Source organism: Henriciella mobilis, assembly GCF_003576285.1.
In the GTDB taxonomy this organism is placed as follows: domain Bacteria; phylum Pseudomonadota; class Alphaproteobacteria; order Caulobacterales; family Hyphomonadaceae; genus Henriciella; species Henriciella mobilis.
In genome coordinates this window covers 145,135-160,252 of sequence record NZ_QWFX01000016.1, presented here as the reverse complement: position 1 = coordinate 160,252, position 15,118 = coordinate 145,135, and the positions used below count along the sequence as shown (strand labels likewise).

Here is a 15,118-nt window from a genome sequence, read left to right as displayed (position 1 = left end):
ATGGCGGGATCAGAACGGACGGGATCCGCGGGTTGACGATGATGGGTTTGTTACGCGGCTCCGGCCTGAAGGCCTCAAACCGGTTAGTTGCGCCGCAAAAATAAAAACGATCAGCAGCCAGTCTTGCCAGCTCAAATGCCCGGCATGATCCAGGACCAGGACCAGGACCAGGACCAGGAGCAGGAGGGCTCCGATGCTGAGCGCTCTGAGGCAGAGCGTCAAAAATCCGAAACCCGGAACAAAACCTCGCACTGTCATGTCGACACCCGGGATCGAGACAGTTTGAGGAGTTGGGCGTTGATGGCGCAGATCACGGTGCTCGCCGACATGAACACCGCCCCAAGCGCGGGTGTGAGGATTACGCCCCAGGGGAAAAACACGCCCGCTGCCGCTGGAATGGCGAACGTGTTGTAGCCGGTCGCCCAAGCGAGGTTTTGCATCATTTTATTATAGGTCGCGCGAGCGAGTTCAATGATCGCTACGACATCTGACGGGCTGGACCGGACAAGAATAATGTCGGCGGTTTCGATCGCGACATCCGTGCCAGCACCGATTGCGATCCCGACATTCGCTTGAGCCAGCGCCGGCGCATCGTTCACACCGTCACCGGTCATCGCCACGATCAGACCGCGGGACTGAACCTCTCGGACTTTAGCGGCTTTTTCTTCCGGCAATACTTCGGCAATCACTTCGTCGAGGCCGATTTCCTGGCCGACCCATTCCGCCACCTGTTGATTGTCGCCAGTGAGCATGATGCACTGAATGCCCATGGCCTGAAGCATGAGGATGGCTTTAGCGGATTCCTCACGAATGATATCGGCCAGCGCGATTGCGCCAGCGAGCTTGTCATCAATGAGCACGAAGACGACTGTCTTGCCCTGCGCGCTCAGGGTTTCGAACCGGGGATCATCCATTTCAAGACCCTGGTCGCGCAAATAGCCGGGGCTGACGACTTTCACGTCGCGGTCCTTAACGAGGCCTTCTGCACCTTTGCCAGGGATCGCCTTAAACTTGTCGACACCCCATGCCTGCGGCGCATCGCGAACGATCCCCTGGGCGATTGGGTGTTCAGAATGAGCTTCAATAGACGCCGCGTAGGCGACGATATCGCTCTCAGTGAATGTCGTATCAAAAACAAGCGTATCGGTGATCCCAAACTCGCCCTTGGTCAGCGTGCCGGTTTTGTCGAAAATGATGGCATTGATGTTGCGCGCTTCTTCGAATGCCGTCCGATCCCGAATGAGCAATCCATTGGTGGCCGCGATCGCGGTCGAGCGCGCAACCACAAGCGGCACAGCCAAACCAAGCGCGTGCGGGCAGGCGATGACCATCACGGTAACGGCGCGCGCCATAGCAAACCCAAATCCCTGATCGGTGAACAGGGTCCAGAACAAGACGGTCGATAGGCCTCCGCCAAGTGCGATAAAAGTCAGCCACTTGGCCGCCGTGTTGGCGAGATCCTGGGTTTTGGATTTGCTGGCTTGGGCTTCCTTAACCAGCTTGATGACGCTCGACAGGAAAGTCTCATCACCGGTCTTGTCGACCCGGATTGTTAGCGAACCTTCGCCATTGATTGATCCGCCGATCACTTCGGTCTCCACGGTCTTGAAAATCGGCTTGGACTCGCCGGTGAGCATGGATTCATTGAGAGACGACTCGCCCCTGACAATGATCCCGTCAGCTGGGACTTTCTCGCCTGGCTTGATCAGAAGATGTTCGCCGCCTTTCAGCGTCGAAACGGACACATCGATTACGCTGCCGTCATCCGCCACCAGGTGGGCTTCATCCGGCATCAGGCTTGCAAGTTTTTCCAAGGCGCGCCCAGCGCCAAGCACCGATTTCATCTCGATCCAGTGCCCGAGCAACATCACCGCAATCAGGGTTGCGAGCTCCCAAAAAAAGGTCTCATCACTGCCGATTGCGACCATGCCGATGGAATAGGCGTAAGCAGCCGTAATCGCGACCGAAATCAGCGTCATCATACCGATGTCGCGGGCGGTGATCTCTTGCAAAAACCCTTTCAGGAACGGCCAACCGCCATAGAAGAAAACAAGACTTGAAAGCCCTGCCAGCACATAACGGTCACCCGGAAACCGCAAGGCATCTTCGAGGCCAAGCCAGCCTTGGATCATCGGCGCCAAAGCGAGGATGGGGATCGTGGCCACCAGCACAACCCAAAACCGCCGGCGATAATCGGCAATCATGCCTTCATGGTCGTGGCCGCCATGCGGGTCCGTTTTTTTCTGTCCGTGACCGGCATGAGGCGCGTGGCGAGAGGGGGGGGCGTGGGTGGAGTGATCCATGGTGGAGGGTCTTTGTCTGCTAAGTCATGCTTTGCGGGATGGGTGAGAGGCGTCGCTCGGCGCGCTGAAGGCGGCGGGAATGCGCGCGTCTGCATAGCGTTCGGGATTTAGTTTGAAAGCTGTGTGGCAACGGTTAGAGCAAAAGAAATAGGCCCATCCACCATATTCCTCTGACGCGTGAGCGTTTTCGAGGGGGATCGTGTTGCGGCAAACAGGGTCTTCTACGGTCATCATCGTTTCTCTTCTCAATGAAAAATCATGCCATCGATATGGAACCCGGCATCGACATGAACGATTTCACCGGTCACGCCGCTGGACAGATCGCTGGCCAAAAACAAAGCCGCTTTTCCGACTTCGCTGGCATCGATTGTTCGTCGCAGCGGTGATTTGGCTGCGGCCTCGTTTAGCAATTCTTCGAAATGGGTGAGGCCAGACGCGGCTCTTGTCGCAACGGGTCCGGCGGAAATGGCATTGACGCGGATGCCGGCGGGTCCGAGCTCATGGGCAAGGTAGCGTACAGCGCTTTCAAGCGCAGCTTTGACCGGGCCCATGACATTATAGTGATCAACGACTTTTTCTGAGCCATAGAAACTGAGCGTGATCAGAGAGCCGCCGCGTCGCATTAATGGTTCAGCCCGCCGCGCCATATGAAGGAGCGAATAGCAAGACACCGTCATGGCGGCTGCGAAACCGTCGGCCGAACAGTCTGTCAAACGCCCCTGAAGATCAGATTTTGGCGCACTTGCAATCCCGTGAAAGACAAGATCAAGCCGATCCCATTTTGCTGCGACCGCGTCTAAGACAGCGTCCAGCGATCCAGGTTTGGTGACATCGCATTCGAGAATGAGATCTGCATCTGCCTTTCTCGCTAAAGGTTCAACATGCGGGCGAGCCTTCTCGTTCAAATAGGTGATCGCCAGGCGCGCGCCTGCACCGCGAAGGGACGTGGCCGCCGCCCAGGCCAGACTATCACTATTCGCAATGCCGACAATCAGTGCGGTTTTTCCGCGAAGATCACAATCGGGTGTGCTCACATCCAGCTCCTTGCAGAATAATACGCAGCCAAAGCCGCCGTCCCTCACGGAGGCAATCGTGAGAGACGGCGTTCCCTGTTAACCGGCGTCGGGGCAGTTGGGGGGAGATGCGCCGGGTCAGGATGGGATACGTTCGAGCGCGAGCGCGACGCCCTGTCCGCCGCCAATGCAGAGGGTGACGATGCCGCGCTTAAGATTGTCTCGTTGCATGGCATGGATCAGCCGTACGGACAGAACAGCGCCCGTCGCGCCGATTGGATGGCCATGTGCAATGGCGCCGCCCTCGACATTCACTATGTCCTCGGAGAATCCCAGCTCGCCGACCAAAGCGACGGCAATGGCCGCGAAGGCCTCGTTAATTTCGACCCGTTCCACCGATGCAAGTGGCCAGGCGGCCCGCTCCAATGCCTGTTTCACAGCAGGTACAGGACCAAGGCCGAACAGTCCGGGTTCGACGGCGCCGACGCCCATGCCGGCAATCCGGACCGCAGGCTGCAGCTGGTTTGTCTCTGCCCAGGCCCGGTCAGCAACGATCATTGCAGCAGCGCCCGCGTTCAATCCGGGAGCATTCCCGGCTGTGATCGTTCCATGCTCTCGGAAGGCCGGCTTCAGATGCGCAAGACTGTCTAGAGTCGTATCCGGGCGATTGTGCTCGTCCCGATCGAATACCGAAATCCCTTTACGGGTTTTCATCTCAACGGGCACAATCTCGGCGTCGAAAAGACCGTCACTCTGGGCTTTCGAGAACCGGCTTTGCGAACGCAACGCCCAGGCATCCTGAGCGGCACGGCTGATTTGGTTCTGTTCGGCTAAGTCTTCGGTATGCCAGCCGGAATGCTCGCCGGAAAAGGCATCGTTCAGCCCGTCCCTAAGAAGACTGTCAATGAGCGCCCCGTCGCCCAGACGATAGCCGTAACGCGCTTTGCCAAGCAGAAACGGGGCTTGGTCCATATTCTCCATGCCGCCAGCGACGGCGCACGCCGCGTGGCCAAGCATGACGTCTTGCGCGGCGGTTATGACCGCCTGCGCGCCGGATCCGCAGACCCGGTTGACGGTCATCGCGGGGACGTTGACAGGAAGACCCGCACCTATCGCTGCCTGACGCGCCGGGTTCATTCCGGCGCCGGCTTGCAGAACCTGGCCCATAATAACGGTATCGACCCGATCCGGTGCAAGTCCTGCCCGTTCCAGAGCGGCCTTGATCGCTATAGCGCCAAGATCGGACGCCGGGACGTTTTTCAAACTACCGCCAAAGGCGCCGATGGCGGTGCGCACTGGCGCGCAGATAACGGGGTCATGACTTGGCATGAGCGTCTCCATTGAGTGATGTGGGGGAGGTTGGCGTGGGATGGCTGGGCGGGCAGCAGTCCGCTTCCGGTAAAGGTGAGCTGCGCGTTGCGTGCACCGGCCAGACCGGGGCTTTGTCTCGCGTCGCGGATTTGCGGTCCTTTGCGGCTAGGCTAAGGCGCGCCAGCGCCAGACCTGCGAGCCGTGCGTTCACCGGATCGGCACGCGATGGCAAGACGATGGGTGCGTTCAGCCCGAGGACGAGACCGGCCAGCGTGGCGTCAGCCATATATTCCAGATTCTTAGCGAGGATATTGCCAGAAACGAGATCTGGGACGAGTAGAATGTCGGCATCCCCAGCCACAGGCGAGGCAATGCCTTTGATTTCCGCGGCTTTAAGCGAAATTGCGTTGTCAAAGGCGAGCGGTCCGTCAACGACTGCGCCGCGCACCTGACCGCGCAGGGACATGACCGAGAGTGCCGCGGCATCAAGGCTGGAACTGATCAGCGGATTGACAGTCTCAATTGCTGAAAGGATTGCGGCTTTGGGCTGGTCGATACCAATAGAAACCATAAGATCGATAGCGTGCTGCAGGATAGCGGCTTTCGCGCCCAAATCCGGGGCGATGTTGACTGCGGCATCTGTAATCGCAAGCAGTTTCGGATAGGCTGGAATGTCCGCCAGAAAGACATGGCTGACCCGCGCTCCAGGCTGACGCAGACCAGCATTGGCGTTGAGCAGTTCTTTTAGCAAGACGTCGGTATGGATCAGGCCTTTCATGGCGGCATGCGTGCTGCCCGATTTCAGTAAACCGGCTGCGCGTTGGGCTGCTTCTGCCTCATTCCAGGCGGGCAAGACCTGATCGGGATGGAATGTGAGATTTGCCGCCTCGGCTTCGGCCTTGATCGCATCAGGGTCGCCGATCAGGATTGGATGGATCCAGCCGCGCTTAACGGCTTCGTCGACCGAGAGTAGGACGTCTCGTTGCGCCGCACAGACAATGGCGACCTTCACGGGCGGTCCTGAGTCGGCAGCGGTCTTGAGGTCGGCAAAATCTCGAAAACCAGTCATGAGACCCGGCGCTCTATCTGCACTGGGGTGGCTTCAAGCATCGCGCGTCCGTAACGGGCGATCATCATCGCCTCGTCAGTGTGAACCGTTTCGACAATCACCGAACTGTCCGGCTTTGAAATACACGTTTCACCCAGATCATTTGCTCGGGTGTCAAAATTTATTCCATAGAGATCGCTAAGTGGCTCGCAGATGGCGGCGCGGATCGAGGGCGCGTGTTCGCCAACGCCGCCGGTAAAGATGATCCGGTCAACACCGCCCATGGCGGTGATCAGTGCGCCAGCTTGCTTGCGAGCTTGATAGGCAAATTGCGCAAGCGCGTCGCTCGCGCGCGGGTCGTCTGTTTTGAGCAGAGTTTTTACATCACCGCTCAGACCCGAAAGCCCAAGCAAGCCTGCGCCATGATAAAGCTGGTCGTGCAAGACTGATGGGGCCCAGCCTTTTTCCAGTATGAGGTATAAGAGCAGCCCGGGATCGACATCGCCGCTTCGGGTCGCCATGGGCAGTCCCGCAAGCGCCGAAAATCCCGTGCTTGTATCTATGGTTTGGCCATTCTCGATTGAGGCCATACTTGCGCCCGCACCGAGATGCGCAACCAGCAGACGTTGCCTGGACATCGCCTCACCGGCGCGGGCGGCAAGATCTGAGACAATAAATGCGTAGGAGAGGCCATGAAAGCCGAACCGGCGGACATATCTGTCTTCCATCGCAGGCGGCAGTCCTGTGCGTTGGGCCGCGATCGGCATGTCTGCATGAAAGCCCGTATCAAAACAGGCATATTGCATCGCATTCGGTAAACGCAGGCGCGTGGCAACGATGCCATCAAGGTTTGCAGGCATATGCAGCGGCGCCAATGGAATCAGTTCGCGCAGATCCGCTTCGACTCTCGGAGTCAGACGCTGGGCCGTTGTGTAGTCGGGACCTCCATGCATAACCCGGTGTCCCACCGCAGAAATGCCGCCGAGATCGACATGAGCGGCCATCTCATGAAAGAAGGTTTCCAGCGCAACGGGGTGGTTGATGCAGCAGGTGCGTTCGTCCCAAAGTGTGTCGCCATAAGCGGTCTCAGCTGACATTCTCGCCTCTGATGCGCCAATGCCGGTGACGGCGCCCGACATTGTCTTGACCACGTCGTTTCCGACCCGGAAGAGCGCGATTTTCAGGCTTGAAGACCCGCTATTGACGGTGAGGACGCGATGACTTTCGCGCTGGGGGGTGTCGAGGGCGCTCATTTCTTTGCCGCCTCGTCCTTTATAGGTTCAGGCAATACGGGCCAGTCATAGAGCCAGCTGAAGGCCAGTTCGGATGCGGCATCGCGAGACTCGCGCATGCGGGTCAGGCCGGTCTCGATCCAGTCGACGCCCATCTTTTCAGCTGTGCGAAAGCGATTGTCCTCATTGACAGCCTTTCGATTGGCGCGAACCATGGGTGCAAACGCGGCGGTCATCGCCATAGCTGGATTGAACCGTTCTGAGAACATGTAGCGTGTCACCCGCATCGGATGAGACCATTTCATAAGCTCTGCTGTGACCGGATTAGACCAGGCGCGCACCCACGGGCTGGCGAAGTTCGAATAAGCCGTCTCCAATTGCGCCGACAGACGCCCGACACGCTCAAATGCCTCAGGCTGGGTTTCGAATACCAGGTCCTCAACCCGGCGGGGTTCAAACCGCACAATGTACTGGTCGTGGTCGCAATCAGGATCGCCGGTCGGATTATCGATCCTCATTTCATAGAGCCCAGGCTCCAGCGCTTCGATATCGGAAAGGTTTTCCAGCATCGCGCGATGTTCGAGGCGCGCGACACTCGCAGATACAAAGATGCCGAGATGCCCGGCATGTTGATTGATCAGATAGACAATGCGTTGATCGGCTGCGATGAGTGCCTCGGTCGTCTCATAAACCGCTGGGATCCAACCAAGTGCCTGATGTGGCGGGGTGATATTGTCGCCATGTGAGGCGAAGATGACGAGAGGATTGCGGATCTGTTTTAAATCAATCTCACAATGGGCCCCGAGTTTCACCAGACCTTTTTCAAGCCGGTTGCCGATAAAGAGGTTTTCGACAATCGCAAGAATCTCTTCGCGGCTCAGGCGGTAGAAGCCGCCCCACCAACGCTCGAAATCCAGGAACCTGTCGGCGGCTGTATCGACGTTTTCAAACAGATCGGCATATTTCCGGAAGATTGCCCCTTCAGGTTTGAGGGTTTCGAAATTCTGGACCAGCCAGGCGCCATCGAACCGGCCATTTCCGAGATCAGACAAGAAGTGATTGATCCAGGCCCCTCCGAGGAATCCTGCCGCAAGCCGCATCGGATTGGCACCGGGTTCACCGGCCCAATAGGAGAGCGGTGACCCGTTCATCACAATCGGTCCGGCAAGGCCTTCGCAATCAGCCGCCAGAAGTGCCGCCGCCCATCCGCCTTGGCAATTGCCATAGAGCACTGGCGCCTCGCCATCATGTCGCTCGGCCACGAGTTCTACAAACTGGCGCAGGCCCGCCAACACATCGGCTAGCGTTTGACCGGAAACAGGGTCAGGCGTGAACACGACGAAGTATACGGGGTAGCCTTCATGTAGAGCGATGCCGACTTCAGAATCGTCTTTGAATCCGCCAATGCCGGGGCCATGACCCGCGCGGGGATCGATAATGATCACGGGTGGTTTGTCTGGATCAAGACAATCGTCGAGGCAGATATCGCCAATCTCGAGTATTTTTAGAAGTTGATAATTGCACGCAGGTTCAAATGTCGCTGCGTCCGCCACGAGCTCATACTTGAACTTCAAGACAGGTGGCATGCCGTCTCGCTCATGGGCGAGCATTGTGTTGGCGCGCTGGCGCAACGCGTCAAAGAACAGAGTTTGTCTCTGCATGAGATCAACCCCATAAGCAGCGGCGTCTGGCAGGCTGGGCCGGGACGAGGCTTGAATGGGCTTTGCGGACTCCGGCCTTGATTGCGCCCGGCGGGCGCTCTTGGACGCTTTCTTTTTGGGATCAGAGCGTTTGGCTTTGCGGGGTTTTTTAGCTGTCATACGTTGATCATCTGGCATGGCTTGAGGCTTTCGCGGTAAGGGGGCGATTGAGAACGAAAGGGTCAGGCTGCGTCACCAGCGCTTTTTAGCGCTGGCATCGATTTTTCCTTGCCTCGGCCCGGCTTCGAGCCGCCTGCGCAACAACAGCCCTTTTTGACGGGCGGTTTGACTTTGGCTTTGGGCGTTTGGACGGCGCTTTTCTTGACACGGTTCATGGCGATCTCCTTCTCTTCAATTTCGTCCTGGCTCGGCGAGCACAAGCAAAAACCGCCTATTGCGGACCTGAAAACAAAGACGCGCGAACCGGAGCGGCGTTACACCCCGCCGCTGCGAAAACGTATCAAGGAACAACCTGGCCCGGAGGTATGGACAAGGCGGTCGCTTCAACGCGTTTTCGCAAGTCTTCAGCGCCCGGACAGGCGCATTGAAAATAGCCGTGTTCGATACAGGTCAGGCAGGCCTGTTCCAGGCGCTGGCGCATGGCCCGGCGTGCGCGGTGAAGTTTCACTCGAAGCGCATTCTCAGACAGGCCGAGATCATGAGCAATCACAGAGCGATCTTCACCGATAAGGTCAGCCCGCCAGATCAGATCCGCGTAGTCGGGATTCAGTGTCGGCAACATTTTGTATAGGCATGCGCAAATAACAAAGTCGATCTCATCATCATCGAACAGGAGGGCAGCCTCTGCCGCATAGGTTTCCAGCGCTTTGTCTGAGCGCGTCATTGCTCGAAAATGATCAGCGATTGTCGAACGAAGAATCTGAGACAACCAGCCTCGAAGCCGGTCTTCATCTTTAAGATCATTAAACCGGGTCAGCGCCTTAACATAGAATTCTTGCAGCACATCCTTGGCATCCGCATCGTTGCGCAATTTTCGCTTCAGAAACCGAAACATGTCCTGATGCGACTCGATGAGCGCAGCTTCAATGGCTCGTTTGCGCCGTTCTGAAGGGCTTGGGTCGGACGTCATATTCGTAAGCGGTTCCACGTATATTGGGGCTTGAGGAGTGTGATACGCACGCCGCCAGAATCGCCCTCAAGCGCGAACGGATTTTCGGTCACTTTTAATATGGCGCTGGGCCCTGAGTGTAATGGTTCAGGGGCCGGGCCGTCTTACCCGTATCAGAGTATGTGGTGAGCGCCGGACGTTGCGCTTGCGCCAGACGAGAAGGATTTTCCCAATGAGCCTTTGGAGTGCAATCGCCAGGAGCCGGCTTGACCGATCTATTCGCAAAGGATGCCTGGAAGTCACGTTTCCAAATGGCGCGACGTCCCTCTTCGGCTCATACTGCGTTAGCCCGATCCGTATCGCAATCAAATCGGAAGCATGGCTTCGCCGCATCCTGCTCGATCCGGAACTGCAGCTCGGCGAGGCCTATATGGAGGGGGGGCTGGTGCTGGAAGCGGGCGACCTTTATGATCTGCTGGATATTTTCTGGACGAATATATTGTCTGATGGCAGCCCGAGTGCCTCGCTACCGGCATTCCTCAGAAAGACGTTTCGGGCGGTCGCGCAGTTCAATCCACGCGCACGCTCGGCTCGAAATGTCGCGCACCATTATGATATCGGCAACGATCTTTACCGCCTCTTCCTCGATGAGGACATGCAGTATTCATGCGCCTACTTCCCTGACCCGGAGACGTCTCTGGCCGATGCACAACGCTTCAAGAAAGATCATGTCGCACGCAAGCTGTGCCTGAAACCGGGCGACACTGTGCTCGATATCGGATGCGGGTGGGGCGGACTGGCCTTACATCTTGCCGGCCGTGAAAATGTCCGTGTTCACGGGGTCACTCTGTCATGCGAGCAGCATTGCCTTGCCCGCGAGCGCGCGGACGACATGGGCGTCAGCGACAGAGTGGAGTTCGAGCTTCAGGATTATCGCAATCTGACCGGGCGTTATGACCGTATCGTCTCGGTAGGCATGTTTGAGCATGTCGGTGTGCCGCACTATCGCGAATATTTCGATCAGATTGCGACGTGCCTGAAAGATAACGGCACGGCGCTCATTCACACGATTGGGCGGACCCCAGGACCGGGAGCGACGAATCCATGGATCGCCCGCCACATTTTTCCAGGCGGTTACATACCGGCGCTATCTGAAATCCTGCCTGCGATCGAAAAAGCCGGCCTGATGGTCCTCGATGTTGAAATCCTGCGCCTGCACTATGCAGAAACCCTCAAAGCCTGGCGATCACGGTTTCTCGCGCGAGCAGACGAGGCCAAAGCGCTCTATGATGATCGCTTTGTACGTATGTGGGATTTCTACCTCGTGTGCAGTGAATTGTCATTCCGGCATGGCGTCCACAACGTCTTCCAGCTTCAACTCGCCAAACGCCAGGATGCTGTGCCGCTGACACGCGACTATCTGTATCGGACTGAGCCCGCGCGTGGCCCCCTTCGACAGGTGTCGCCCGTAAATGATGAAAGACCGTTCGCCAATGCCCAGAGATGACAAAAAAGAGGCAGGACGCTCCAAGAAAGTCTACAAACATGACTTGCGTGACCTGCAGATTGAGCTTGTCAAAATTCAGCGACGGGCAATAGCGCATAACCATCGTATACTAATAATATTTGAAGGACGGGATGCGGCTGGCAAAGACGGCATCATCAAGCGGATCACCGAACATCTCAGTCCGCGAGAGACGCGCGTCGTTGCGCTTGGAAAGCCGTCAGACCGGGACACGCGGAGCTGGTATTTCCAACGCTACGCGTCGCATTTGCCAGCCGATGGAGAAATCGTCCTGTTCAATCGGTCATGGTACAATCGCGCCGGGGTGGAACGGGTCATGGGATTTGCCAGTGATGACCAGGTTGAAGCGTTTTATGACAATGTTGGCGCGTTCGAAAAAATGCTGGTTGGCGACGGAACCCAGATTCTCAAATACTATCTCGACATAAGCAAGCCTGAACAGTCGCGCCGCCTCGCAGACCGTGATAAAGATCCGCTCAAACAATGGAAGAAAAGCCCGATTGATGCGGTCGCACTCGAAAAGTGGGATGACTATACGGCTGCGCGCGATGACATGCTGCGTCGTACGGACTTGACGCACGCGCCGTGGTTTGCCGTTCACACCGACGACAAGCGCCAGGCGCGATTGAATACGATCCGGCATATCATCAAATCGATTGATTGTCCGGAGACGGACAAGGCCCTGGCCGTTCCCGATGAAACAATTGTCTTGCAGGCCACAAAGAAAACCATTGCAGCCCTGCATCGATGATTCACTTCGTCTTCCAGCACACGATGCTAAACGCTGTAACCTGGAACAGGGGCGCACTCTCGACCCGGACTCTTGCCAGCATGGAAATGTCAGAGCAGCCCGTTCGGCTGATTTTCGATGCGGCCGCAGCTCGGTCCAAACAGTTGGAACTGTAACGTATGAGGGCCTCGCGCGTCATATGCGTATCATATCAGAGTAAACTCAAACGTTTGCATCCGTTTGATGTTGATCACCCTATCGCAGACGCGACAATCCGTTTTCCGCGTCGATCGCCGACCACGAGGCCGCCAGATGACAGACAGTCAGGATCAATGTGACGGGCGACCAGTCATCATGGTCTATGTGCCAATCTTCCGGGAGAAACTGGCAAAGCTGGAACGTCGCGGGGACGGCCATACACCAGAAGCTGTGCGACTTCGCCGGACACTGGCGCGCATAGATCTCGGCCTGACCAAATCGAGATCTTGCGACGATCGCCAGATCCGGTTGACTGCCGCAGAATGAGCTGTCTCTCCCGGCCAAACGAACCCGCGACAGGGAAGCGATTGTGGCGTGTGCGCAGCGCAGCTGCTGTGTCTTCAGTCTCTTAAATCCTGCGGGCGGGTCGATGACCAACACTCTTGTCTTGTTGATCGCCGGAATTCTGATCGTGCTGGCCTATGATTATACCAATGGCCTCCAGGACGCCGCGAATATGCTTGCCACAATTGTCGCCTCGCGAGCAGCAACGCCAATACAAGCCGCGATACTTGTGTCCGTATTCACCTTTCTTGGCCCTGTTCTGGGTGGAACAGCCGTTGCCAATACGATCGGCAACTTTATTGATGTCACTGATCTACAGAATATCGCGTCGCTCACGATTGTGCTTTCAGGCTTGGGGGGCGCAATCGGGTGGAATTTAATTACCTGGTGGTTCGGACTGCCAGCATCCTCTTCTCAAGCGCTCGTAGGCGGTCTGGTTGGGGCTGTGCTGGTTTCTGCCGGACCAGAGCATGTCGTATGGGGGATGTCCGAGTTGAACGCAGGGCGCGTGAGCGGCGTCACCAAGGTCCTGGGTGCGCTGCTTATTTCGCCAGTCCTCGGATTTCTGTTCGGCTGGATTATCCACCGCTTGGTAAGATTTGCGCTGCGCGGCGCTCGTCCGGCCGTCAATCGTAACTTGCGCGGATTTCAATGGGTGGCGACCGCAGCGCTCGCCTTTTCTCATGGTACGAATGACGCTCAAAAGGGGATGGGGATTATCGCCATGTTACTTGTGATCAGCGGCGTCAATGCAGAGTTCACCGTGCCGATTTGGGTGATCCTCGCAAGCGCAACTTCCATCACTTTGGGCACGTTTTCAGGTGGTTGGCGGATCGTTCGAACGCTCGGCTTCGGGATCTACAAAGTCAGACCCATTCATGCGCTTGATGCCCAGCTTGCATCGGCAAGCCTGATTCTGGCCGCGTCCATGACGGGCGCGCCGGTTTCAACCACTCAGGTCGTGAGCACGTCCATAATGGGCATCGGTGCATCTGAGCGTCCAAAGTCGGTCCGCTGGGGCACGGCGCAGCACATCATAGGCGCCTGGCTGATTACCATGCCCGGTGCAGCCGCGATATCGATCGCGCTGTATCTTCTTATGCAAGCGCTTGGCGCAATCGTTTAGCAGGACGCCCTCGGGGCACGCGAGAAAGGAAGTATGATGTCGAAACGCCCAGGTGACGTTAAGCGTCCTCCGAGCCTTGTTCGGATTTTGAACGGACTGTTTCCGCGCACGCCAGATTTTCATCAGTTGCTCAATGATCAATGTGAACTCGTCGTGCAGGGGATGGAGGTTTTTGCTGAATTCATGATGACGGGGGACCAAGCCGCTGCCGACAGGGTTCGCCAGCTCGAACACGAAGGCGACAGTTTGAAAGCAAGAAACATCGATATACTGAACCGTTCCTTCGCAACGCCCTATGATCGTGAAGACATCTACCGCGCGATTACCGCTATCGATGATGGGCTCAACTATGCCAAAACCTCGGTGTGGGAGATGGATGTTCTTGGAGTGAGCCCCGACAAGCCTATGGCTGAAATGGCTGACTTGCTGCTGCAGGGCGCCAGATCACTGCAACGCGGATTCAGTGTTCTGAAAACCAATCCGGGGGAAGCGGAACGCGCCGCAAACGCTGTTCGCAAGACCGAGCGTCACGTTGAGAAAGTCTATCGGCGAGCGATAGCCGAATTATTCAGCCCGCAGCATTATGCCAACGATTTGGCGGCGCGACGCAAGGACCTCAGTGAGGATTTACGACCTTTGCTCGAACCGGACGATAAGGCGAGCTGCGACTCTGTCCTGAAAGGGGTTTCCTTTGTCATGGAGACGCTCAAGCGTCGGGAAATTTATCGCCACCTCTCAAATGCGGCCGATCACTTTGCGCATGCCGGCGATATTCTGCACGATATTACCGTCAAATCCGCCTGATATTGTCGGTCCCTGATATCCTGGCTCAAACCAATCCCCTTGCGCTTTTTGGACTTTGCCGCCCGCAAGCAGACGCGACATTCAGCGAAAGACGCGCGCAATCACTCTTTCTCGTCAACTTTGAACGCCTCGTCATGGCCGCTCCGTATTCCTTCAATGAGGTATCAATTGCCCAGGATCCATCAAAACCAAACCTTAAACAGGCGTAAAGTGAGCACGATCAGTATGGTCCAGCAGCTTAGATAGATTGCTGTGAGCCAAAGTTGCTGATCGGATATGCCTGGGCGTCTGTGGCGAACGCTGCGGATCAAGGCGACAAGGTGAACCGTCAGTCCGAGAAGGGCAATCAGCGCAGCGGTTTCTGCGATATAAGGTGCCACGATTGCACCTAGTCCCACGCCAAACAGGCCAATCCCAAGGCTGGATATGACGCAGGTCAAGACCTTGGGTAAAGTGTGGGAGGAGTGGCTTGAGCCATCGGAAGTTTGCCGGCGGGGACTTTGGTGAGAGTTCATCTTAAACTTTCCTGTATTGTGATGTGGTTCGCCGTCCGAGCCACATCGCAGCCAATAGGACTGCAAGACGAACAGACGCAGACCTTGGCCGCGCATTACACGTTTCAGTTTTTTTGCAGCTAAACGAAACAAGACGTCCAGCCCGCAGGCGCTTCCGCGACATTGCGAGACCCATTCTAGACTCACTCACGAGGCTGGG

14 protein-coding genes are annotated in these 15,118 nt (G+C 56.9%); 4 read left to right on the top strand and 10 right to left on the bottom strand.

What is annotated here, in order from left to right:
• Positions 1–254: 254 nt before the first annotated feature.
• From D1223_RS16160 to D1223_RS16120, 9 genes are all read right to left on the bottom strand, one after another.
• Complete coding sequence (locus D1223_RS16160; RefSeq protein ID WP_084398725.1) at positions 255–2,303, bottom strand: copper-translocating P-type ATPase; 2,049 nt, start codon at positions 2,301–2,303, stop codon at positions 255–257.
• A 24-nt stretch (positions 2,304–2,327) separates the two neighbouring features.
• Positions 2,328–2,534, bottom strand: coding sequence for a YHS domain-containing protein (locus D1223_RS19305; RefSeq protein WP_084398737.1), 207 nt, complete (start codon positions 2,532–2,534; stop codon positions 2,328–2,330).
• Between the two features lie 14 nt (positions 2,535–2,548).
• Positions 2,549–3,337: an enoyl-ACP reductase FabI gene (gene fabI / locus D1223_RS16150; RefSeq protein WP_119377445.1), complete on the bottom strand. Its 789-nt coding sequence runs from the start codon at positions 3,335–3,337 to the stop codon at positions 2,549–2,551.
• A 117-nt stretch (positions 3,338–3,454) separates the two neighbouring features.
• Positions 3,455–4,645 carry an acetyl-CoA C-acetyltransferase gene (locus D1223_RS16145; RefSeq protein WP_084398738.1) on the bottom strand — a complete coding sequence of 397 codons (1,191 nt, stop codon included), beginning with the start codon at positions 4,643–4,645 and terminating at the stop codon, positions 3,455–3,457.
• Entirely contained in the window at positions 4,632–5,696 is a 1,065-nt protein-coding gene (locus D1223_RS16140; protein WP_084398727.1) for a bifunctional enoyl-CoA hydratase/phosphate acetyltransferase, read from the bottom strand. Before D1223_RS16140 ends, D1223_RS16145 begins: the two co-directional genes overlap by 14 nt.
• The gene (locus tag D1223_RS16135) at positions 5,693–6,928 is read right to left on the bottom strand and encodes an acetate/propionate family kinase (RefSeq protein ID WP_119377444.1); all 1,236 of its coding nucleotides are present in this window, start codon (positions 6,926–6,928) and stop codon (positions 5,693–5,695) included. The genes D1223_RS16140 and D1223_RS16135 overlap by 4 nt, the downstream gene beginning before the upstream one ends.
• Positions 6,925–8,568 (bottom strand): DUF3141 domain-containing protein, encoded by a 1,644-nt coding sequence (locus D1223_RS16130; protein WP_233349723.1) that lies wholly within the window; start codon positions 8,566–8,568, stop codon positions 6,925–6,927. Before D1223_RS16130 ends, D1223_RS16135 begins: the two co-directional genes overlap by 4 nt.
• A gap of 221 nt (positions 8,569–8,789) precedes the next feature.
• The gene (locus D1223_RS18890) at positions 8,790–8,942 is read right to left on the bottom strand and encodes a hypothetical protein (protein ID WP_158085701.1); all 153 of its coding nucleotides are present in this window, start codon (positions 8,940–8,942) and stop codon (positions 8,790–8,792) included.
• Positions 8,943–9,067: 125 nt separating this feature from the next.
• The gene (locus D1223_RS16120; RefSeq protein ID WP_119377443.1) at positions 9,068–9,697 is read right to left on the bottom strand and encodes an RNA polymerase sigma factor; all 630 of its coding nucleotides are present in this window, start codon (positions 9,695–9,697) and stop codon (positions 9,068–9,070) included.
• Between the two features lie 211 nt (positions 9,698–9,908).
• On the opposite strand from D1223_RS16120, the gene D1223_RS16115 reads away from it, so the two are divergent.
• Together D1223_RS16115 and ppk2 are read left to right on the top strand one after the other, a co-directional pair.
• Positions 9,909–11,183 carry an SAM-dependent methyltransferase gene (locus tag D1223_RS16115; protein WP_119377442.1) on the top strand — a complete coding sequence of 425 codons (1,275 nt, stop codon included), beginning with the start codon at positions 9,909–9,911 and terminating at the stop codon, positions 11,181–11,183.
• Positions 11,149–11,952 (top strand): polyphosphate kinase 2, encoded by an 804-nt coding sequence (gene ppk2, locus D1223_RS16110; RefSeq protein ID WP_119377441.1) that lies wholly within the window; start codon positions 11,149–11,151, stop codon positions 11,950–11,952. The genes D1223_RS16115 and ppk2 overlap by 35 nt, the downstream gene beginning before the upstream one ends.
• Before the next feature lie 234 nt (positions 11,953–12,186).
• Here the strand turns inward: ppk2 and D1223_RS18770 are convergent, their stop codons facing one another.
• Positions 12,187–12,567, bottom strand: coding sequence for a hypothetical protein (locus D1223_RS18770; RefSeq protein ID WP_147372881.1), 381 nt, complete (start codon positions 12,565–12,567; stop codon positions 12,187–12,189).
• Between D1223_RS18770 and D1223_RS16105 the strand changes: the two genes are divergently transcribed.
• Positions 12,560–13,600, top strand: a complete 1,041-nt coding sequence (locus D1223_RS16105; protein ID WP_119377440.1) for an inorganic phosphate transporter — start codon at positions 12,560–12,562, stop codon at positions 13,598–13,600. The two genes, D1223_RS18770 and D1223_RS16105, sit on opposite strands and share 8 nt — an antisense overlap.
• A 33-nt stretch (positions 13,601–13,633) precedes the next feature.
• Positions 13,634–14,404 (top strand): DUF47 domain-containing protein, encoded by a 771-nt coding sequence (locus tag D1223_RS16100; protein WP_233353209.1) that lies wholly within the window; start codon positions 13,634–13,636, stop codon positions 14,402–14,404.
• Positions 14,405–15,118 lie beyond the last annotated feature (714 nt).